The sequence below is a fragment of the Frigoribacterium sp. CFBP 13729 genome, from assembly GCF_014841875.1.
GTDB lineage: Bacteria > Actinomycetota > Actinomycetes > Actinomycetales > Microbacteriaceae > Frigoribacterium.
Genome location: NZ_JACYUR010000002.1, coordinates 805575 through 823783, shown reverse-complemented (window position 1 = coordinate 823783; position 18209 = coordinate 805575). Strand labels below are relative to the sequence as shown.

Genomic DNA, 18209 nt, shown 5'->3' with positions numbered 1-18209 from the left:
TTGTTCCTCTACGTTCGTGTCAGCGGTCAGTGACCGAGAAGCTTCTTGGCGACCTTGGCGTCGGCCGGGGCCAACAGCTGGTCCTGGTTGAGGCGCGCCTTGCGGCTGGCGCTCTTCACCTCGAGGTTGTGGCGCATGCCGGCCTGCTGCTTCATGATCTTGCCGGAACCGGTGACCTTGAAACGCTTCTTGGCACCGGAGTGGGTCTTCTGCTTGGGCATGTCTTACTTGCTCTCTTCTGTCGGCTCGGCCGGTGCATCGGCCGCCGCCTTGTCGGACGTGGGGTGCTTCGGGGGCTTGTTCGCCGCCTTGCGAGCTTCGGCCTCGGCCTTCGCCTCGGACTTGTTCTTGTGGGGCCCGATCACCATGACCATGTTGCGGCCGTCGATGGTGGGGGTGGACTCGACACTGCCCAGCTCGGACACGTCCTCCGCGAAGCGCTGGAGCAGACGCACGCCCTGGTCGGGACGCGACTGCTCGCGACCGCGGAACAGGATCATGGCCTTGACCTTGTCGCCGCCCTCGAGGAAGCCCTCGGCGCGCTTGCGCTTGGTCTCGTAGTCGTGCTTGTCGATCTTCAGACGGAACCGGACCTCTTTGAGGATGGTGTTCGCCTGGTTGCGCCGGGCCTCTTTCGCCTTCTGCGCAGCCTCGTACTTGAACTTCCCGTGATCCATGATCTTGGCCACGGGAGGCTTCGAGTTGGGGGCCACCTCGACCAGGTCGAGTTCGGCCTCTGCGGCGAGACGCAGCGCCATGGCGATGGGAACGACGCCGATCTGCTCACCTGCAGGCCCCACGAGGCGGACCTCGGGGACGCGGATACGGTCGTTCGTACGGGGATCGCTGATGCGGAACTCCTCTGTCGTCGCTTCGTCACCTGCCGACCCGGAGGGCCTGCAGGGAAAGAGGAGGTTCGCGCACCGGTCGCTCTCGCGACGCGCACCGTCTGTCGACGGCGGTGCACTGCACCCTGGCTGCTCAGCCTGCTCCGCCTCGAGGATCGCTCTTCGGGGTGGTGCGGATCGAACGGGGTGCCAACAACCCGGTAACCTCGTGTGACGGTCAAGCGCGGGTGGGAGAATCTCCACTTTCGCACGCAGCAGACGCTGCGAGCCTGGAGAAGCCTAGCAGAGGATCAGCACGTGAGCCACACCCCGCACACCCACCCCGCCGACCGCCCCGACGACGCCCCCGTCGGCATCCCGGTCGAGCACCCGTCCGACGCCGTCCGCGACATCGCCGACGTCAACGCCGTCGAGGTCATCAACACCGTCGCCGTGCACCTGATGAGCGCGGCGGCCGTGAAGGTCGGCCTCGCCGACGACCCCGCGGCGCAGACCGACCTCGACGAGGCGCGCAAGCTCATCTCGTCGCTCGCCGGCCTCGTCGTGGCCAGCGCACCGGAGATCGGCGACCAGCACGCCCGTGCCCTGCGCGACGGCCTCCGTTCGCTGCAGCTCGCCTTCCGCGAGGCCAGCTCGATCCCCGACGCCGTCGGCAAGGGCCCCGGCGAGAAGCTCACCGGCCCGGTCACCTGACCCGTGGCCAGCTGAACTGACCCGTCGACACGACCCGCCTCAGGCGGGGACGACGCTGACGGACATGCTGTCGACGCGGTCCACGATCACGGGGTCGGCCTGCCAGGACGCCTGGAGGCGCTGCAGCAGTTCGTTGAGCTGCAGCTGGTCGAGGCCGGCACGCACGGCGAGTCGGACCACGATCTCGGGCGTACCGAGGCGGGCGCCTCGGTAGCCGGGCGAGATCGCCAGCCCGACCAGCGCCTCCTCGTCGGTCGACGCGGCGAGGAACGCCTGCAGGACCGCCTCGTCCGCGTGGGCGGGGACCCAGGGAAGGTCCCGGGCGACGGCCCAGAGCGCAGGTCGCCGGACGCCGAACTCGGTGGGCGACCCCGGGTCGAGCACGAGGTGCTCGGTCGACTCGGCCACGGCCGCGAGCGCGACCCGTCGCGCGTCGACGGGGACAGGACGCGCCACGGCGTCCCACCGGCCGAGGGCCTCGACGCTCGTGAACGCCGGCAGCACCGCGCGACCGTCCGGTCCGGCGACCGTCACGATGGACAGCTCCTGCGTCTTGTCGACGCGGCGACCGTGGTCGTCGAGCCCCTCCTCCCCCGCGACCGCGACGAGCGGGATGAGCAGGCGCGCCGGGCGCAGGGCGTCGACGACCTCGTGCTCGGGCAGCCCGCCCGCGCCGAAGCGGACCAGGGCCTCGAGGAGGCGCGGGTCGGCCGAGCCGTCGTCGCCGGCGTGGGCCGTGTCGTGGTGCTCGAAGGTGCGGCCCGCGAAGGGCCGCCCGGCGCTGTCGGCCGCGGGCAGGGGCTCGTGGCCGTGGCTCACGACACCGATGCGACGTCGAGCGCGGCGGCGAGGGTGAAGGCACCCGAGTAGAGGGCCTTGCCCACGATGGCCCCTTCGAGGCCGAGGGGAACGAGCTCGCGGAGGGCCGCGATGTCGTCCAGGCTCGAGATGCCGCCCGAGGCGATGACGGGACGGTCGGTGCGCTCCATCACCTGCCGGAGCAGATCGGTGTTCGGGCCGGTCAGGGTGCCGTCCTTCGTCACGTCGGTGACGACGTAGCGGGCGCACCCCGCGTCCTCGAGGCGAGCGAGGACCGTCCAGAGGTCGCCGCCGTCCTCCGTCCAGCCGCGCGCGGCGAGCGTCGTGCCCCGCACGTCGAGGCCCACCGCGACGGCCTCGCCGTACTCGGCGATGACGTGCGCGGCCCACTCGGGGTTCTCGAGCGCGGCGGTGCCCAGGTTGATGCGCTTGACGCCGGTGCTCAGCGCGTCGTCGAGCGAGCGGTCGTCGCGGATGCCGCCGCTGAGCTCGACGTCGATGCCCTTGACCTGCTTGATGACCTTCTTGATGATCGACCGGTTGTCGCCCCGACCGAACGCCGCGTCGAGGTCGACGAGGTGCAGCCACTCGGCGCCCTGCGACTTCCAGTCGTCGGCCGCCGCCACGGGGTCGCCGTAGCCCGTCTCGGTGCCGGCCTCGCCCTGCGTCAGGCGGACGGCCTGCCCGCCCGCGACGTCGACGGCGGGGAACAGGGTGAGGCCGGGGGTCGTGCAGAAGTCGCTCATGGTGTCTCTCTCGCGGGCGTGCCGCGTGCTGTCGCCGACGGGGCCGGGATCGCGGTCGGATCAGAGGGGGTTCAGAGTGTCCCGAGCCAGTTCGAGAGCAGCCTGATGCCCGGCTGCCCCGACTTCTCGGGGTGGAACTGCGTGGCCCAGAGCGGACCGTTCTCGACGGCCGCGACGAAGCGCCCGCCGTGGTCGGCCCACGTGACGTGGGGCTCGGGGAACGGGCGGATCACGTCGAGGGTCCAGGCCTGCGCCGCGAACGAGTGCACGAAGTAAAAGCGCTCGTCGCGCACGCCGTCGAAGAGGACGCTGCCCTCGGGAGCGTCGACGAGGTTCCAGCCCATGTGCGGCAGGACCTCGGCCTTCAGCTCGTCGACGACGCCGGGCCACTCGCCGAGGCCGCCGGTCGTCGCTCCGCGCTCGACCCCGCCCTCGAAGAAGACCTGCATGCCGACGCAGATCCCCATCACGGGACGGCCGCCCGCGAGTCGCCGGTCGATCATCTCGCCGCCGCGGACCGACTGCAGCTGGCTCATCACGGCGCCGAAGGCACCGACGCCGGGGACGAAGAGCCCGTCGGCCGCCTGCACCCTGGCGCGGTCGCGCGTGAGCTCGACGTCGGCGCCCGCGAGCTCGAGGGCCTTGACCGCCGAGTGCACGTTGCCGCTGCCGTAGTCGAGGACGGCCACCGTGGGACGGACCGTCACAGGGCGCCCTTCGTGGACGGCACCCCGGTCACCCTGGCGTCGGGCTGCACGGCCTGACGCAGGGCCCGGGCGAACGCCTTGAACTCGGCCTCCGCGATGTGGTGCGGGTCACGACCGCCGAGCACCCGCACGTGCACCGTGATGCCGGCGTGGAACGTGATCGCCTCGAAGACGTGGCGCACCATCGAGCCGGTGAAGTGCCCGCCGATGAGGTGGTACTCGAAGCCCTCGGGCTCGCCGGTGTGCACGAGGTACGGGCGGCCCGACACGTCGACGACGGCCTGGACCAGCGCCTCGTCGAGGGGCACGAGCGCGTCGCCGTAGCGGGAGATGCCGGCCTTGTCGCCCAGCGCCTCCTTGATCGCGCCGCCGAGCACGATGCCGACGTCTTCCACCGTGTGGTGGACGTCGATGTGGGTGTCGCCCGCCGCCGACACGTCGAGGTCGATGAGCGAGTGCTTCGACAGGGCCGTCAGGAGGTGGTCGAAGAACGGCACGGACGTGTCGATCGACGAGCGCCCCGTCCCGTCGAGGTCGAGGGACAGCTGGATGCGCGACTCGCTCGTCTCGCGGGACGAGGAGGCGGTGCGGGCGCGGGGCTGATCGGTCACGAGAAGAGCCTAATGTCGCGCAGCGCGTCGAGGAACGCGGTCGTCTCCGCCTCCGTGCCGGCGCTCACCCGGAGGTGCCCCTCGATCCCGAGGTCGCGGACGATCACGCCCCGGGCCAGGAGGCGGCGGAAGACGTCGGCCGGGTCGTCGACGCCCCCGAAGAGGACGAAGTTCGACCAGGTCGGCCACGGGCTGTAGCCGAGCTCGGTCAGGACACGGACGATGCGGTCGCGCTGGGCCTTGATGTCGTCGACCATCGCGAGCATCTCGTCGGCGTGGGCGAGAGCGGCCACGGCCGCCGCCTGCGTGAGGGAGGAGAGGTGGTAGGGCAGGCGCACGAGACGGAGGGCGTCGACCACGGCGTGGTGCGCGGCCATGTAGCCGACCCGGGCACCGGCGAAGGCGAAGGCCTTGCTCATGGTGCGCGAGACGATCAGGCGCTCCCGCCCCTCGAGCAGCGTCAGCGCCGTAGGCTGACCGGCCGGCATGAACTCGGCGTAGGCCTCGTCGACGAACACCATGCCGTCGGTCACGTCGTAGGCGGCTCGGACCGTCTCGAGGTCGAGCGGGGTCCCCGTGGGGTTGTTCGGGCCACAGAAGAAGACGACGTCGGGTCGGAGACGCTCGATCTCGGCGACCGCCGTCTCGGGCGAGATCGCGAAGCCCTCGTCGCGGGCACCCTCGAGCCAGGTGCTGCCGGTGCCCGCCGCGATGATCGAGTGCATCGAGTACGTGGGCGGGAAGCCGAGGACGGAACGCCCCGGGCCGCCGAACGCCTGGAGGATCTGCTGGATGACCTCGTTCGAGCCGTTGGCCGCCCAGATGTGCTCGCGGCTGAGACCGTGCCCGAGGTAGCCCGCGAGCGAGTCGCGGAGGAGCGAGAACTCGCGGTCGGGGTAGCGGTTCACGTCGACGAGGGCCGCGCCGACGGCCTCGAGGATGTCGGCGGCGACGTCGGCGGGGACGGGGTGGGTGTTCTCGTTGACGTTGAGGGCGACGGGCACCCGCTCTTGGGGAGCGCCGTACGGCGTCAGCCCCTTGAGGTCGTCGCGGATGGGCAGGTCGGCGAGGCTGAAGGACACGAGGCCATGGTAGGCGGCGAGCGGAGCGCCGACCTCACCGTGACCTGTCAGGCCGGGCAGGCCGGATCAGATCAGATCAGATCAGCGGCTGTACTTCTCGGGGACGGCGAGCGTCTGGCCCGCGGCCACCTCGGCGCTCGGCAGGTTGTTCAGGCGGACGAGGTCGCTGACGACGTCGCGCGGGTCTTTGGTGGGAGCGATCTCGCTCGCGACCTGCCACAGCGACTCGCCGCCCTCGACGGTGACCTGCGCGAACGACACGTCGGCAGCCTGGTCGGACGCCACGGCACCCGGGCCGAGCAGGAGGCCCGCGGCGACGATGCCCGCTGCGCCGAGCGCGACCGCCGCGCCCACGACCCGTCGGCCTCGACGCGTGATGCGGAGGCGCGTGCGGGGGACGCTGGGGCCGGTGGCGCCGGTTGTCGTGCCGAGGGTGCTGCTGCTGATGCTGCTCATGAGGTGGTTCCTTTCACCGCGAGAGTTGGTCGTACGAGTTCGTGCCCGGCACTCGGCCGGGAATGCCGGACACGAAGACGTGTACCGAACATATCTTCGATCGAGCCCGACGGCAACCACTTTCTTCGAACACCCGGTGCAGGAATGCGCGACACACTCGAACATGTGTTTCGCCAGGCGGCCGTGATCCGATAGGTTCCAGTCGGTGGGACGAGTACACCAGCGACCACCGACATCGACGGCAGGAGAGACATGACCGACCGGCACAGCGCCACGGCGACCGCCCCGGCGACGCCCCCGCGCAAGGCGCTCACCGCCAAGCAGGAGTCGATCCTCGCCGCCATCCAGGCGAGCATCGCCCAGAGCGGCTACCCGCCGAGCATGCGCGAGATCGGCGACGCCGTCGGCCTCAAGTCGCTGTCGAGCGTGACCCACCAGCTGAACCAGCTCGAGCTCGCCGGCCGCATCCGTCGCGACCCGAACCGCCCCCGCGCCCTCGAGGTGCTGGGCGAACCGGCCCCCGTCGCCACGGTCACGAGCATCCTCTCGACGAGCGACGACGGCGACACCGCCCACGTGCCGATGGTCGGGCGCATCGCGGCCGGCATCCCGATCACGGCCGAGCAGCAGGTCGAGGACGTCATGCCGCTCCCCCGCCAGCTCGTGGGGAAGGGCGAGCTGTTCATGCTCCGCGTCGTCGGCGAGTCCATGATCGACGCCGCCATCTGCGACGGCGACTGGGTGGTCGTCCGACAGCAGCAGGACGCCGAGAACGGCGACATCGTCGCGGCCATGCTCGACGACGAAGCCACCGTCAAGGTGTTCCGACAGCGGGACGGCCACACCTGGCTGCTCCCCCGCAACAGCGCGTTCGAGCCGATCGTGGGCGACCACGCGCAGATCCTCGGCAAGGTCGTGGCGGTGCTCCGCTCGGTCTGACGCCGTCCCGACAACGACGAAGCGCCTCCTGCCCTGACCGGGCGGGAGGCGCTTCGTCGTGCGGGGAGCGGACGGCTCAGGAGGCGGCTGGCTCCCCGGTCTCGACGGCGTCGGCAGCGTCCGTGCGCACGAACGGCGAGAGCGCCGCGACGTCGCTCGGGTAGACGCGGGCGTGGACCCGGGTGCCCTGCTCGTCGTAGTCGGTCGTCAGGACCCGGCCGGAGTCGTGCAGGTGCGAGACCACGTCGCCGCGGTCGTAGGGCACGAGCAGGTCGAGCTCGACCTCGGGCTCGGGCAGCAGCCCGGCGAGCTTGGCGAGGAGCTCGTCGATGCCCTCGCCCGTGCGCGCCGAGACGAAGACGGCCGTCGGCTCGAGCCCCTGCAGCACCAGCCGCTGGTCGTCGTCGACGAGGTCGCTCTTGTTGAAGACCACGACCTCGGGGATGTCCCGGCCGTCGACCTCGCCGATGACCTCGCGCACCGTCGCCAGCTGTGCGGCGGGGTCGGGGTGCGACCCGTCGACGACGTGCACGATGACGTCCGAGCCAGCGACCTCCTCGAGCGTCGAGCGGAACGCCTCGACGAGCTGGTGCGGCAGGTTGCGGACGAAGCCCACCGTGTCGGCGTAGGTGAAGGGACGGCCGTCGGCGGTCGCGCTCTTGCGGACGGTCGCGTCGAGGGTCGCGAACAGGGCGTTCTCGACCAGGACGCCGGCGCTCGTCAGCCGGTTGAGCAGGCTCGACTTGCCGGCGTTGGTGTAGCCGGCGATGGCCACGGAGGGCACCTCGTTGCGGTCGCGGTTGGCGCGCTTGGCGTCACGTGCCGGCTTCATCTCCTTGATCTGGCGTCGCAGGCGGGCCATGCGCGTGTGGATCCGGCGACGGTCGAGCTCGATCTTCGTCTCGCCGGGGCCCCTGCTGCCCATGCCCGCGCCGGCACCGCCGACCTGGCCACCGGCCTGACGCGACATCGAGTCGCCCCAGCCACGGAGGCGAGGGAGCAGGTACTCGAGCTGGGCGAGCTCGACCTGCGCCTTGCCCTCCCTGCTCTTCGCGTGCTGGCTGAAGATGTCGAGGATGACGGCCGTGCGGTCGATCACCTTGACCTTGACCACGTCCTCCAGCGCACGCCGCTGGCTCGGTGCGAGCTCGGTGTCGGCGATGACCGTGTCGGCGCCGAGGGCGGCCACGGTCTGCCGCAGTTCTTCCGCCTTGCCCTTGCCGAGGTAGGTGCTGGGGTCGGGGTTCGGCCGACGCTGCAGCAGGCCGTCGAGCACCGAGGCGCCCGCGGTCTCGGCCAGCGCGGCGAGCTCACGGAGCGAGTTCTCGGCGTCCGAGAGCGAGCCCTGCGACCAGACGCCGATCAGGACGACGTTCTCGAGGCGGAGCTGTCGGTACTCGACCTCGGTGACGTCCTCGAGCTCGGTCGAGAGGCCGGCCACGCGACGGAGCGCGGCGCGGTCCTCGCGGTCGTACTGGTCGCCGTCGCCCGATGCGTCGAGGGAACGGGTCTGGATCGCCTGGGCCGGCGAGAAGATCGTGTAGGCGGACGCCCGCGACGCCGCACGCTCGAGGACCCGAGCCACGACGTCGTCGCCGTGCTGTCCGTCGCGCTCGTCGTCGAGCGGGGTCGTGGGGGTGTCTGTCATCGAAGTGATACTAGCCCTCCGGAGGGGGTCGAGCCTGGGCCGTCACGGGCCAGGCAGCTGATGTTCGGTAGGTTGTCGTGCGTGACCAACGACCACTACTTCTCCCCGAACCCGGAGAGCGAGCTGCGTCGGCGGACGATCACGGCGACCCTCGCAGGGCGAGAGCTGACGCTCACGACGGCGTCGGGCGTCTTCAGCCCCGAAAGGGTCGACCCGGGCACGGCCGTCCTGTTGGCCGGTGCACCGCAGCCGCCCGCGACGGGCGACCTGTTGGACGTCGGGTGCGGATGGGGCCCCATCACACTGAGCCTCGCGTTGTCGTCACCCGACGCGACGGTGTGGGCCGTCGACGTGAACGAGAGGGTCCTCGACCTCGTCCGTGAGAACGCACGGGCCGCGGGCCTCGTCAACGTCAACGCCGTGACGCCCGACGGTGTTCCCGACGACGTCGTGTTCGCATCGATCTGGTCGAATCCGCCCATCCGCGTCGGCAAGGAAGTGCTGCACGGCCTCCTCGAGACGTGGCTCCCTCGCCTGGAGCCCGGCTCCGACGCCTGGCTCGTCGTGCAGAAGAACCTCGGCGCCGACTCGCTCCAGGCGTGGATGAACGCGACCATGGCGGACGTGGTGCAGGTGGAGCGGGCCTCGACGAGCAAGGGATACCGCGTGCTGCGGGCCCGTCGCGCCTCCTCGTCCCTCGCATAGACGAGCGACGACGACAGGGCGTGCGCCCTCGCGGCCCGGGGCCCCGGCGCCCACGCGTGGCGGACGGACGGACGCTAAAGGGTCAGCGCCCCGCTGAAGACGAGCTCGGCCGGTCCGCTGAGCGACACGTGCTCACCGTCGGCCCCGGGCGCGACGTGGACCCCGAGCACGCCGCCCGGCACCTCGACGGCCCAGTCGTCGGGCGCGCCCGCACCGGCCCAGTGCCGCACGGCGAGTGCCGCAGCCGCGGCACCCGTGCCGCACGAGAGCGTCTCGCCGCTGCCCCGCTCGTGCACGCGCATGCGGATGCGACCGATGCCGTCGACCACGAGCGGGTCGGACGGGACCACGAACTCGACGTTGGCGCCCTCGGCGGGCGCGGGGTCGAGCACCGGCACCCAGGAGAGGTCGAGCCCGTCGAGCTCGTCGTCGGAGGCGAGGGCGACGACCACGTGCGGGTTGCCGACAGAGAGCGAGAGGCCCGGCCTCGCCGCGTGGAGTTCCCGGGCGCGGACCGTCGGCTCGTCGTCCCCGAGCGCCCAGGCGCCGAGGTCGACCCGGAAGCCCGAGCCGTCACGCCGCACCGTGCGCACGCCGGCGCGCGTGCCGATCGTGAGGGCCTCGCCGACGGGAAGGTCGACCAGGCCGCGCTCGACCAGGTAACGCGCGAAGACGCGGACGCCGTTGCCGCACATCTCGGCGAGGCTGCCGTCGGCGTTGTGGTAATCCATGAACCACTCGGCCGAGGGATCGCTCGCCAGCGCCGCGGCGCCGGCCGGGAGCGCGGACGAGCGGACGGCACGGATGACCCCGTCGGCCCCCACGCCGAAGCGACGGTCGGTCAGGGCGCGGATGGCCACCCCGTCGAGGTCGGTCTCGCCGTCGGCGTCGGTGAACAACACGAAGTCGTTCCCGGTGCCCTGTCCCTTGGTGAACTGGAGCGTCGTGGTCACGCGAGGAGTCTAGCGAGGGCCCGCTCGACGGCCGCCGGGTCGCCGGTGGTCGACCAGTCGACGTCCGGGTACCGCTTGAACCAGCTGACCTGGCGGCGGGCGTAGCGACGCGTGAGCGCCTGCGTCTCGGCGATCGCCGCCTCCTCGTCGGTGTCGCCCCGCAGCTGCGCCGCCGCCTGGGCGTAGCCGATGGCCCGGGAGGCGGTGATCCCGTCGGCGAGGCCGAGCGGCAGCAGGCCGCGCACCTCGTCGAGCAGGCCGTCGGCCCACATGCGCCGGACGCGGGCGTCGAGACGCTCGACGAGGACCGGTCTCTCCTCGGCGATCCCGACGATCGAGGAGGGACGCCACCGCCGTGCCTCGTCGGGCAGGGCCGCCGAGAACGGCTCGCCGGTGATCTCGCCCACCTCGAGGGCCCGGACGAGCCGCCGGGCGTTGTGCGGCCCGATCCGCTCGGCGGCGACCGGATCGGTCTGCGTGAGCAACTCGTGCAGCGCGCCGGGGCCGCCGCTCTCGGCCAGCCGCTCGAAGCGCTGTCGCACAGCGACGTCGGTGCCCGGGAACCGGAAGTCGAAGAGCACGCTCGAGACGTAGAGCCCGGATCCGCCCACCAGGAGAGGCACGGCGCCGCGCGCGAGGACGTCGTCGATGACTGCACGGGCACGGGACTGGTACCACTCGACGCTGGCCTCGGCTGTGACCTCGAGCTCGTCGAAGAGATGGTGCGGCACGCCTCGGCGCTCGACCTCGGGCACCTTGGCCGTGCCGATGTCCATGCCCCGGTAGAGCTGCATCGCGTCGGCGTTGACGATCTCGGCAGACCGCCCCGCATCGCGGAAACGCTCGGCCAGCTCGAGCGCGAACGCGGACTTGCCGGTGCCGGTCGAGCCGACGACGGCGACCAGGCCGTCGCCCAGCGCTTCACCGACCGTCGACATGGTGCCCCAGTGTAGGGCGGGGCGTCACTCGAAGCGGACGCCGCCCCGGCTGCTGCCACCGCGCGGCAGGGCCTTCTCGACGGCACGACGGATGGTGTCAGAGCGGTAGCCGCGACGCATGAGGTAGCCGTTGAGACGCCGCTCGGCCGTGGCCCTGTCCAGCCCCCGCAGCGAGCCCGCACGCTTCTCGGCCCATTCATCGGCCCTGGCTTGCTCGTCGGCGTCGTCGGTCTCGGCGAGGACCTCCTCGATCACGGACGCATCGATGCCCCGCGAGCGCAGCTCAGACGTCACGGCGCCCCGACCGAGGCCCTTGCGGCCCTGCTTCGTCTCGAGGAGGTTCTCGGCGAGTTCCCGGTCGTTGAGGAGACCCACCCCTTCGAGGCGCGACACCTCGTCGGCCACGACCTCGGGATCGAGGTCGCGCGCCTCGAGCAGGGACGCCATCTCAGCCGACGAGACTCCCCGTCGACTGAGCGCGTGCAAGCTCACGTTCTCGGCCCGGGCCCTCTGAGCGTCCAGGTCCTCGGGCGGCTCCTCGGCCTCTGCCTCGTCGCCGTGTGCAGGGGCCACGGCAGACCCGTCCGACCAGTGCTCGGTCACGGCGGCCAGCGCGGCTGCCGCGTCACGCACCGGATCCCGCCGCGCGCCGTCTCCCGACGGGTCGACAGGCTCGTCGTCGTCCCCGACAGACGCGAGCCCCTTCGAGGGGTGGCTCGACGCGACTGCGTCTGCGCCTGTACGACCGGACCTGGCCCCGCGGACCCCGAAGAGGGGCGTCACGGGAGCCAGGTCGTCAGCCGACTCGTCGTCGTGCGAGGTCATGCGCCCTTCCGGGCGGCGATCTTGGCCTCGATCGACTCGACGGGCGCCTCGACCGGCTTCGCCCCGCCGACACCGAGCTTGGCCAGGATCTTCTGCTCGATCTCCTGCGCGACGGAGGCGTTCTTGAGGAGGAAGTTGCGCGAGTTCTCCTTGCCCTGACCGAGCTGGTCGCCCTCGTAGGTGTACCAGGCACCGGACTTGCGGACGATGCCGTGCTCGACGCCGAAGTCGATCAGGCTGCCCTCACGAGAGATGCCGACGCCGTAGAGGATGTCGAACTCGGCCTGCTTGAAGGGCGGTGCCATCTTGTTCTTGACGACCTTGACGCGGGTGCGGTTGCCCACCGCGTCCGTGCCGTCCTTCAGGGTCTCGATGCGGCGGATGTCGAGTCGCACCGAGGCGTAGAACTTGAGCGCCTTGCCGCCGGCGGTGGTCTCGGGGCTGCCGAAGAACACGCCGATCTTCTCGCGCAGCTGGTTGATGAAGATCATCGTCGTGCCGGTCTGGCTGAGCCCACCCGTGAGCTTGCGGAGGGCCTGCGACATGAGACGCGCCTGGAGGCCGACGTGGGAGTCGCCCATCTCGCCCTCGATCTCGGCACGCGGCACGAGCGCCGCCACGGAGTCGATGACGACGAGGTCGATGGAGCCGGAGCGGACCAGCATGTCGGCGATCTCGAGCGCCTGCTCGCCCGTGTCGGGCTGCGAGACGAGCAGCGCGTCGATGTCGACGCCCAGCTTCTTCGCGTACTCGGGGTCGAGGGCGTGCTCGGCGTCGATGAAGGCCGCGATGCCGCCGCCGCGCTGGGCGTTGGCGATGGCGTGCAGGGTGAGCGTCGTCTTTCCCGAGGACTCAGGGCCGTAGATCTCGACGATGCGGCCCCGAGGGAGCCCGCCGATGCCGAGCGCGACGTCGAGCGCGATGGAGCCGGTGGGGATGACGGCGACCGGAGCCCGCTCGTCACTGCCCAGGCGCATGACGGCGCCCTTGCCGAACTGACGGTCGATCTGCGCGAGCGCCGTCTCGAGCGCCTTCTCGCGGTTCTCTGCTGAGGGCATGGTGACTCCTTCGTGGTTGCTGTCCGTGCGCCTGTAGGCTGTCGCGTCGCGCTCGGCCCGGGGGCGGCGGTCTCGACGACAAGGCTGGTGCCCCCGCGGATGCGGGAGCGGTGGAACGTCGATGCGTGAACGCTACGACCCGCCACCGACATCGCGGACGCGATCTCGGCAGGAGGTGGAGCACTCGGGCGTCGACGCCCTTGTGGAGGAAGCTACCACCGTGCCGAACGCACGTTCGAACTCGGACCCCGGCGTGTCGAACACCTGATCGCCGACGGGCCGCGGCGCGCGCGTCCGTGACGACGGTCAGCGACGCGGCTCGGGCAGCCCGGCTCCGTGTCTGCGCGCGACCGGCACGCCCTCGGCCTCACAGAGGGCCAGCCACACCTCGCGCGGTGGCACGCCGCCGCGGAGCGCCTCGTCCGCGGTCTCGTCGCCCAGCGACGTGAGGACGAGGTCGCGGGTGACGACTCGTCCGTACGCCTCGCCGAACTCGTCGTCGACCGCCCTGCGGAACTCGCTCTTGCGCATCAGTCGAGGGTACCCGGACGCCGAGACGCCCCCGACCTGGGTCGGGGGCGTCTCGAGGCGTACTGCATGACAGACCGTGAGGTCAGGGGCGTCAGCGCACGACCAGGTCGGTGTCGAACTCGGCGACCATGTCGTCGGGCAGGGTGTCGGGGATCGGGTTGAGACCCTCGATGACGGCCATCCGGTCGCCCACCTCGCGCATGATCACGGAGATCGGCGTCTCGAGCGCGTCGGCGACCGACGCGAGGATCTCGGAGCTGGCCTCTTTCTGCCCACGCTCGACCTCGCTCAGGTAGCCGAGTGCGACGCTCGCCTTGGAGGCGACCTGTCGCAGCGTGCGGCCCTTCTGGAGACGGAAGTCGCGGAGGACGTCGCCGATCTCTTGACGGACCAGAACCATGGGACCCCTCCTTGCGACATAGGACCCACCGTGACGGGATTCAGGGGTGGGTGAGGAACACTGCTGTCGAGCTGGGTGCCACTGTAGCCAGCCAGCTCTGTGTGACGCTTGTGAACTCGCGAGATGTAACGAGACCGAAACCCCGGCTATTCCCGAGGCCCCGTGAGCCAGTCATGCAGCATCGAGAGTGATTCGGAGACGGTCGCCGATCGGATGGCTGCGCGGTCTCCCTCGAGGGCGAGCCTCGTGACGCGAGCCTCGCCTCCTGCGCTCAGGGCGACGTACACCGTGCCCGGCGCCTGGCCGTCCTGAGGGTCGGGGCCGGCGACCCCGGTCGTCGCGATGCCGACGTCGGCGGGCTGACCCTCGACGGCCAGCGCTCGACGTGCCCCCGCCGCCATGGCGACGGCGACGTCCGGATCGACGGCGCCCCGGGCCGCGAGCAGCGCCGCCGGCACACCGAGCAGCGAGGCCTTGAGCGGCGTGTGATAGGCCACGACTCCCCCGACGACGACCGCGGACGCACCGGGGACGGAGATGAGCTCGGCGGCGAGCAGGCCACCCGTCAACGACTCGGCGACCGCGACGGTGAGCCCCTGACGGTCGAGCTCGTGCACGACCTCGGCCGCGGTGGTCACGACGTGCGGGAGTGCTTCAGGGCGACCCGGACGTAGTCGGCACCCGACACGAGCGTGGCCACCACGGCGGCCGTCATCACGACCGTGTTGAGGCCGTGAACCCAGTCGCCCAACGGGACCCACAGCGGGAAGAGCGCCAGCGTCACCGCGACGGCCTGCAGCACCGTCTTGAGCTTGCCGCCTCGTGACGCGGGGATGACGCGGTCACGGATGACGACGAAGCGGTACACGGTTATGCCGATCTCGCGCACGAGGATGAGAGCGGTCACCCACCAGGGCAGCTCGCCGAGGATCGAGAGCCCGACCAGCGCGCCGCCGACCAGGACCTTGTCGGCGATCGGGTCGACAATCTTGCCGAAGTCGGTGACGAGGTCGAGGCCCCTCGCCAGCATGCCGTCGAGGCTGTCCGTGAGGATGGCGACGACGAACAGCACGGCGGCCGCGATGCGCAGCGGGCCGTCGGCACCGTCGTCGATCAGCAGCCAGGCGATGAACAGCGGCGCCATCAGGATGCGGACGACCGTGATCACGTTGGCGATGTTCGCCGTGCTGGCCGGCCCCGCGCCGCGGCTCGCGAAGCGTCCCCGCCAGGGGAACGTCGCGGCCCGGGGTGCGTCGGGGGTTCTCTCGTCGGTCACGTCAGTCCCTGCCGGTCAGGCCCCAGGCGTCTTCCGACTCCTCGTCGCCGTCGACCTCGTCGTAGCCTCGTGTCATCTCGGCGACGGGGTCGTCGCCGTAGTCGCCCGCGCCGACCGCCGTGGGAGCTGAGGAGGCGGGGGCCGGCCCCCGGAGCCCGTCGTCGCCCTGCCCGCGCAGCTTCGCCAGCACGCCCGGCAGCTGCTCGTTGGTCACGAGCACGTCGCGCGCCTTCGACCCCTCCGAGGGGCCGACGATGTCCCGCGACTCCATGAGGTCCATCAGGCGCCCGGCCTTGGCGAAGCCGACTCGCAGCTTGCGCTGGAGCATCGACGTCGACCCGAACTGCGTGCTGACGACGAGCTCCGCCGCCGCGAGGAGCAGCTCGAGGTCGTCGCCGATGTCGCCGTCGATCTCCTTCTTCTCGACCACGGCCGCCACGTCGGGTCGGTAGTCGGGACGCGCCTGCCGGGTGACGTGCGCGACGACCTCGGCGATCTCCGCCTCCTGCACCCACGCGCCCTGGACCCGCATGGCCTTGGAGGCGCCCATCGGCAGGAAGAGCCCGTCGCCCTGGCCGATCAGCTTGTCGGCACCGGGCTGGTCGAGGATGACCCGCGAGTCGGTCACGCTCGACACGGCGAAGGCGAACCTCGACGGCACGTTGGCCTTGATGAGGCCCGTCACGACGTCGACCGACGGACGCTGCGTCGCGAGCACCAGGTGGATGCCCGAGGCGCGCGCCAGCTGGGTGATGCGGACGATGCTGTCCTCGACGTCGCGCGGGGCGACCATCATGAGGTCGGCCAGCTCGTCGACGACCACGAGCAGGTACGGGTAGGGCTTGAGCGACCGGGCGCTGCCGGCCGGCAGCACGATCTCGTTCGCGACGACGGCGCGGTTGAAGTCGTCGATGTGGCGGAAGCCGAAGCTGGCGAGGTCGTCGTACCTCATGTCCATCTCCTTCACCACCCACTGCAGCGCCTCGGCCGCCTTCTTCGGGTTGGTGATGATCGGCGTGATCAGGTGCGGGACGCCGGCGTAGATGGAGAGCTCGACCCGCTTCGGGTCGATCAGGACCATGCGCACGTCGGTCGGCTTGGCCCGCATGAGCAGGGACGTGATCATCGAGTTGACGAAGCTCGACTTGCCGGAGCCGGTGGCGCCGGCGACCAGGAGGTGCGGCATCTTCGCGAGGTTCGCCACGACGTAGCCGCCCTCGACGTCCTTGCCGACGCCGATCGTCATCGGGTGCACGCTCTTGGCGGCGGCCCCGGAGCGCAGGACGTCGCCGAGCGACACGATCTCGCGGTCGGTGTTGGGGATCTCGACGCCGATGGCGCTCTTGCCCGGGATCGGGGAGAGGATCCGCACCTCGTTCGAGGCGACGGCGTACGAGAGGTTCTTGCTGAGGGCCGTGACCTTCTCGACCTTCACGCCCGGGCCCAGCTCGATCTCGTAGCGCGTGACGGTCGGGCCGCGGCTGAAGCCGACGACGCGGGCGTCGACGGAGAACTGACGGAGCACCTCGGTGATGCTGCGCACGATCTCGTCGTTCGCCTCGCTGCGCGCCTTGGCGGGCGGGCCGACGCTGAGCGTGGAGGCCGCCGGCAGGCGGTAGGGCGCCACGGGCGAGTCGTCCTCGACGTCGAGCGACGGCGGGGCGGGCTCGTCGTCGTCGACGGCGAGGAAGTCGGCCGCGACGTCGCTCTCGCCGGGCGCGGCCGCGGACGTGGTGGCCGGCACGCCGGTCGCAGGCACGGACGGCAGGACGGTCGTGGCGGCCGTCGCACCCGAGGGACCGCCGCCGGCGGCACCCGCGGCGGACGTCGTGGGCGCCGGCTCGTCGTCGTGCAGCGGGACGTCGATGCCGAACGACCGCACGGCGTCCTCCGCCGCGTCGAGGTCGTGCAGCAGGTCGGCCTGGTAGACGTCGGTCGGGGCGTCGGCTGCCGCGGCCCCCGCTGCCGAGGACCCTGCGACCGGAGCGTCGCCCCCGATGGTCGCGCCGTGGTCGACGAAGACCGGGCCGGCGGCACCGCGACGACGAGAGCCCCGTCCTCGGCGGTCCGCGGCGTCGTCGGCGCTGCTCTGGGTGACCACGGGAGTGTCGTAGGCCGGGTCTTCTTCGCGGCCGCTCTTGGTGCGTCGCCACCAGGGCAGCGTGTCGGGCTCGCCCGCCTCGCCGTCGGCGGCGCTGTCTGCCGTGGCTGTGCCCGCGTCCGCCGTGGTCTCGCCGAAGAGCCAGCGGTACAGGTCGCCGAGTCGGTGGCCGATGCGGTTAGGCGGCGTCTTGGTCATGATGAGCAGGGACAGGGCGAGCAGGACGACGACGACCGGCACCGCGACCCACTCGGTCGCGAGCATGACCAGCCAGGAGGCGACGAGCCAGCCGAGCACTCCCCCGCCCGTCGCCAGGGCGCGCATGCCCTCGACGGCCTGGGGCTGGCCGCCGTAGATGTGGCAGAGCGCGCTGATCGACACGATCATCAGCCCGAGGCCGATGCCGATGCGGGTGTTGTCGTGCACGGAGGCAGGGTGCCGGAACAACCACCCCGCGAAGAGGACCATGATGACCGGCAGGGCGTAGGCCACCCGCCCGACGAGGCCGCCGAACGTGTAGGCGTCGAAGCCGACGGCGATCGGGCTCGTGGGGTTCAGCCACTCGACCACGGCCCCGGCGATCGCCAGCAGCACGAGCAGGAACGGCACGCCGTCACGACGCTCGGACTTGTCGAGGGACTCGCTGCCGAAGAGCCGGAAGGCGCCGCCGGTCAGGTGGGCCAGGCCCATCCAGGCGGACGCGAGGACGCCGGGGCCCTCGTCGACGGGTGCCGGCGCCTTCGCGGCGGGGAGCTTCTTGGTCGCCGCGGTCGCGCCGCGGGCGGCAGAGGCGCCCGTGGACGCGCCGCGCCCCGAGCGCGAGCGCGCGGTCGACTTGGTGGGCGTGGCCATGCCGTCGAGGTTACCGCCCGC

General features: G+C 71.4%; 21 protein-coding genes. 3 read left to right on the top strand and 18 right to left on the bottom strand.

What is annotated here, in order from left to right; genetic code table 11:
* Window positions 1-26 precede the first annotated feature (26 nt).
* Window positions 27-221 carry a 50S ribosomal protein L35 gene (gene rpmI / locus IFT77_RS10275; protein ID WP_123548715.1) on the bottom strand — a complete coding sequence of 65 codons (195 nt, stop codon included), beginning with the start codon at window positions 219-221 and terminating at the stop codon, window positions 27-29.
* A gap of 3 nt (window positions 222-224) precedes the next feature.
* The gene (infC, locus tag IFT77_RS10270; protein ID WP_123548744.1) at window positions 225-851 is read right to left on the bottom strand and encodes a translation initiation factor IF-3; all 627 of its coding nucleotides are present in this window, start codon (window positions 849-851) and stop codon (window positions 225-227) included.
* Window positions 852-1202: 351 nt separating this feature from the next.
* On the opposite strand from infC, the gene IFT77_RS10265 reads away from it, so the two are divergent.
* The gene (locus tag IFT77_RS10265) at window positions 1203-1541 is read left to right on the top strand and encodes a DUF1844 domain-containing protein (RefSeq protein ID WP_123548743.1); all 339 of its coding nucleotides are present in this window, start codon (window positions 1203-1205) and stop codon (window positions 1539-1541) included.
* A 39-nt stretch (window positions 1542-1580) separates the two neighbouring features.
* On the opposite strand, the gene IFT77_RS10260 is transcribed toward IFT77_RS10265, so the two are convergent.
* The 6 genes from IFT77_RS10260 to IFT77_RS10235 all read right to left on the bottom strand — a co-directional run bounded on the left by IFT77_RS10260 (window position 1581) and on the right by IFT77_RS10235 (window position 5962).
* Complete coding sequence (locus IFT77_RS10260; protein WP_192169898.1) at window positions 1581-2360, bottom strand: SseB family protein; 780 nt, start codon at window positions 2358-2360, stop codon at window positions 1581-1583.
* Complete coding sequence (priA, locus tag IFT77_RS10255) at window positions 2357-3106, bottom strand: bifunctional 1-(5-phosphoribosyl)-5-((5-phosphoribosylamino)methylideneamino)imidazole-4-carboxamide isomerase/phosphoribosylanthranilate isomerase PriA (RefSeq protein ID WP_123548713.1); 750 nt, start codon at window positions 3104-3106, stop codon at window positions 2357-2359. Before priA ends, IFT77_RS10260 begins: the two co-directional genes overlap by 4 nt.
* 71 nt (window positions 3107-3177) lie before the next feature.
* Window positions 3178-3813 carry an imidazole glycerol phosphate synthase subunit HisH gene (gene hisH, locus IFT77_RS10250; protein WP_192169897.1) on the bottom strand — a complete coding sequence of 212 codons (636 nt, stop codon included), beginning with the start codon at window positions 3811-3813 and terminating at the stop codon, window positions 3178-3180.
* Window positions 3810-4424 carry an imidazoleglycerol-phosphate dehydratase HisB gene (hisB, locus tag IFT77_RS10245; RefSeq protein WP_192041342.1) on the bottom strand — a complete coding sequence of 205 codons (615 nt, stop codon included), beginning with the start codon at window positions 4422-4424 and terminating at the stop codon, window positions 3810-3812. Before hisB ends, hisH begins: the two co-directional genes overlap by 4 nt.
* Window positions 4421-5506, bottom strand: a complete 1086-nt coding sequence (locus IFT77_RS10240; RefSeq protein WP_192169896.1) for a histidinol-phosphate transaminase — start codon at window positions 5504-5506, stop codon at window positions 4421-4423. The genes hisB and IFT77_RS10240 overlap by 4 nt, the downstream gene beginning before the upstream one ends.
* An 81-nt stretch (window positions 5507-5587) precedes the next feature.
* Window positions 5588-5962, bottom strand: coding sequence for a LysM peptidoglycan-binding domain-containing protein (locus IFT77_RS10235; protein WP_197980655.1), 375 nt, complete (start codon window positions 5960-5962; stop codon window positions 5588-5590).
* 252 nt (window positions 5963-6214) lie between these two features.
* Between IFT77_RS10235 and lexA the strand changes: the two genes are divergently transcribed.
* Entirely contained in the window at window positions 6215-6901 is a 687-nt protein-coding gene (gene lexA, locus IFT77_RS10230; protein WP_192041339.1) for a transcriptional repressor LexA, read from the top strand.
* Window positions 6902-6977: 76 nt separating this feature from the next.
* Here the strand turns inward: lexA and hflX are convergent, their stop codons facing one another.
* The gene (gene hflX / locus IFT77_RS10225) at window positions 6978-8549 is read right to left on the bottom strand and encodes a GTPase HflX (RefSeq protein ID WP_192169895.1); all 1572 of its coding nucleotides are present in this window, start codon (window positions 8547-8549) and stop codon (window positions 6978-6980) included.
* Window positions 8550-8630: 81 nt separating this feature from the next.
* Here hflX and IFT77_RS10220 point away from each other — a divergent pair, with 81 nt between their 5' ends.
* The gene (locus IFT77_RS10220; protein WP_192041337.1) at window positions 8631-9254 is read left to right on the top strand and encodes a methyltransferase; all 624 of its coding nucleotides are present in this window, start codon (window positions 8631-8633) and stop codon (window positions 9252-9254) included.
* A gap of 74 nt (window positions 9255-9328) precedes the next feature.
* Here the strand turns inward: IFT77_RS10220 and dapF are convergent, their stop codons facing one another.
* The 9 genes from dapF to IFT77_RS10175 all read right to left on the bottom strand — a co-directional run bounded on the left by dapF (window position 9329) and on the right by IFT77_RS10175 (window position 18188).
* On the bottom strand, window positions 9329-10207 hold the full coding sequence (gene dapF / locus IFT77_RS10215) for a diaminopimelate epimerase (protein WP_192041336.1): 879 nt from the start codon (window positions 10205-10207) through the stop codon (window positions 9329-9331).
* A complete protein-coding gene (gene miaA / locus IFT77_RS10210) occupies window positions 10204-11145 on the bottom strand; it encodes a tRNA (adenosine(37)-N6)-dimethylallyltransferase MiaA (RefSeq protein WP_192169894.1) in 942 nt (313 codons plus the stop codon). The genes dapF and miaA overlap by 4 nt, the downstream gene beginning before the upstream one ends.
* A gap of 24 nt (window positions 11146-11169) precedes the next feature.
* The gene (locus IFT77_RS10205; RefSeq protein WP_192169893.1) at window positions 11170-11970 is read right to left on the bottom strand and encodes a regulatory protein RecX; all 801 of its coding nucleotides are present in this window, start codon (window positions 11968-11970) and stop codon (window positions 11170-11172) included.
* Entirely contained in the window at window positions 11967-13028 is a 1062-nt protein-coding gene (gene recA / locus IFT77_RS10200) for a recombinase RecA (RefSeq protein WP_123548702.1), read from the bottom strand. Before recA ends, IFT77_RS10205 begins: the two co-directional genes overlap by 4 nt.
* A 306-nt stretch (window positions 13029-13334) precedes the next feature.
* The gene (locus IFT77_RS10195) at window positions 13335-13559 is read right to left on the bottom strand and encodes a DUF3046 domain-containing protein (RefSeq protein ID WP_192169892.1); all 225 of its coding nucleotides are present in this window, start codon (window positions 13557-13559) and stop codon (window positions 13335-13337) included.
* Window positions 13560-13650: 91 nt separating this feature from the next.
* Window positions 13651-13959, bottom strand: a complete 309-nt coding sequence (locus IFT77_RS10190; RefSeq protein ID WP_123548700.1) for a helix-turn-helix domain-containing protein — start codon at window positions 13957-13959, stop codon at window positions 13651-13653.
* A 146-nt stretch (window positions 13960-14105) separates the two neighbouring features.
* Complete coding sequence (locus IFT77_RS10185; RefSeq protein WP_192041332.1) at window positions 14106-14597, bottom strand: nicotinamide-nucleotide amidohydrolase family protein; 492 nt, start codon at window positions 14595-14597, stop codon at window positions 14106-14108.
* On the bottom strand, window positions 14594-15235 hold the full coding sequence (pgsA, locus tag IFT77_RS10180) for a CDP-diacylglycerol--glycerol-3-phosphate 3-phosphatidyltransferase (RefSeq protein ID WP_192041331.1): 642 nt from the start codon (window positions 15233-15235) through the stop codon (window positions 14594-14596). The genes IFT77_RS10185 and pgsA overlap by 4 nt, the downstream gene beginning before the upstream one ends.
* A gap of 1 nt (window position 15236) precedes the next feature.
* On the bottom strand, window positions 15237-18188 hold the full coding sequence (locus tag IFT77_RS10175; RefSeq protein ID WP_192169891.1) for a DNA translocase FtsK: 2952 nt from the start codon (window positions 18186-18188) through the stop codon (window positions 15237-15239).
* Between the last annotated feature and the right edge of the window lie 21 nt (window positions 18189-18209).

Coding starts and splice junctions, on each gene's coding strand:
- IFT77_RS10175 (WP_192169891.1), bottom strand. CDS start 18,188: ATGGCCACGCCCACCAAGTCGACCGCGCGCTCGCGCTCGGGGCGCGGC.
- lexA (WP_192041339.1), top strand. CDS start 6,215: ATGACCGACCGGCACAGCGCCACGGCGACCGCCCCGGCGACGCCCCCG.
- priA (WP_123548713.1), bottom strand. CDS start 3,106: ATGAGCGACTTCTGCACGACCCCCGGCCTCACCCTGTTCCCCGCCGTC.
- rpmI (WP_123548715.1), bottom strand. CDS start 221: ATGCCCAAGCAGAAGACCCACTCCGGTGCCAAGAAGCGTTTCAAGGTC.
- recA (WP_123548702.1), bottom strand. CDS start 13,028: ATGCCCTCAGCAGAGAACCGCGAGAAGGCGCTCGAGACGGCGCTCGCG.
- IFT77_RS10205 (WP_192169893.1), bottom strand. CDS start 11,970: ATGACCTCGCACGACGACGAGTCGGCTGACGACCTGGCTCCCGTGACG.
- IFT77_RS10195 (WP_192169892.1), bottom strand. CDS start 13,559: ATGCGCAAGAGCGAGTTCCGCAGGGCGGTCGACGACGAGTTCGGCGAG.
- miaA (WP_192169894.1), bottom strand. CDS start 11,145: ATGTCGACGGTCGGTGAAGCGCTGGGCGACGGCCTGGTCGCCGTCGTC.
- IFT77_RS10190 (WP_123548700.1), bottom strand. CDS start 13,959: ATGGTTCTGGTCCGTCAAGAGATCGGCGACGTCCTCCGCGACTTCCGT.
- hflX (WP_192169895.1), bottom strand. CDS start 8,549: ATGACAGACACCCCCACGACCCCGCTCGACGACGAGCGCGACGGACAG.
- IFT77_RS10235 (WP_197980655.1), bottom strand. CDS start 5,962: ATGAGCAGCATCAGCAGCAGCACCCTCGGCACGACAACCGGCGCCACC.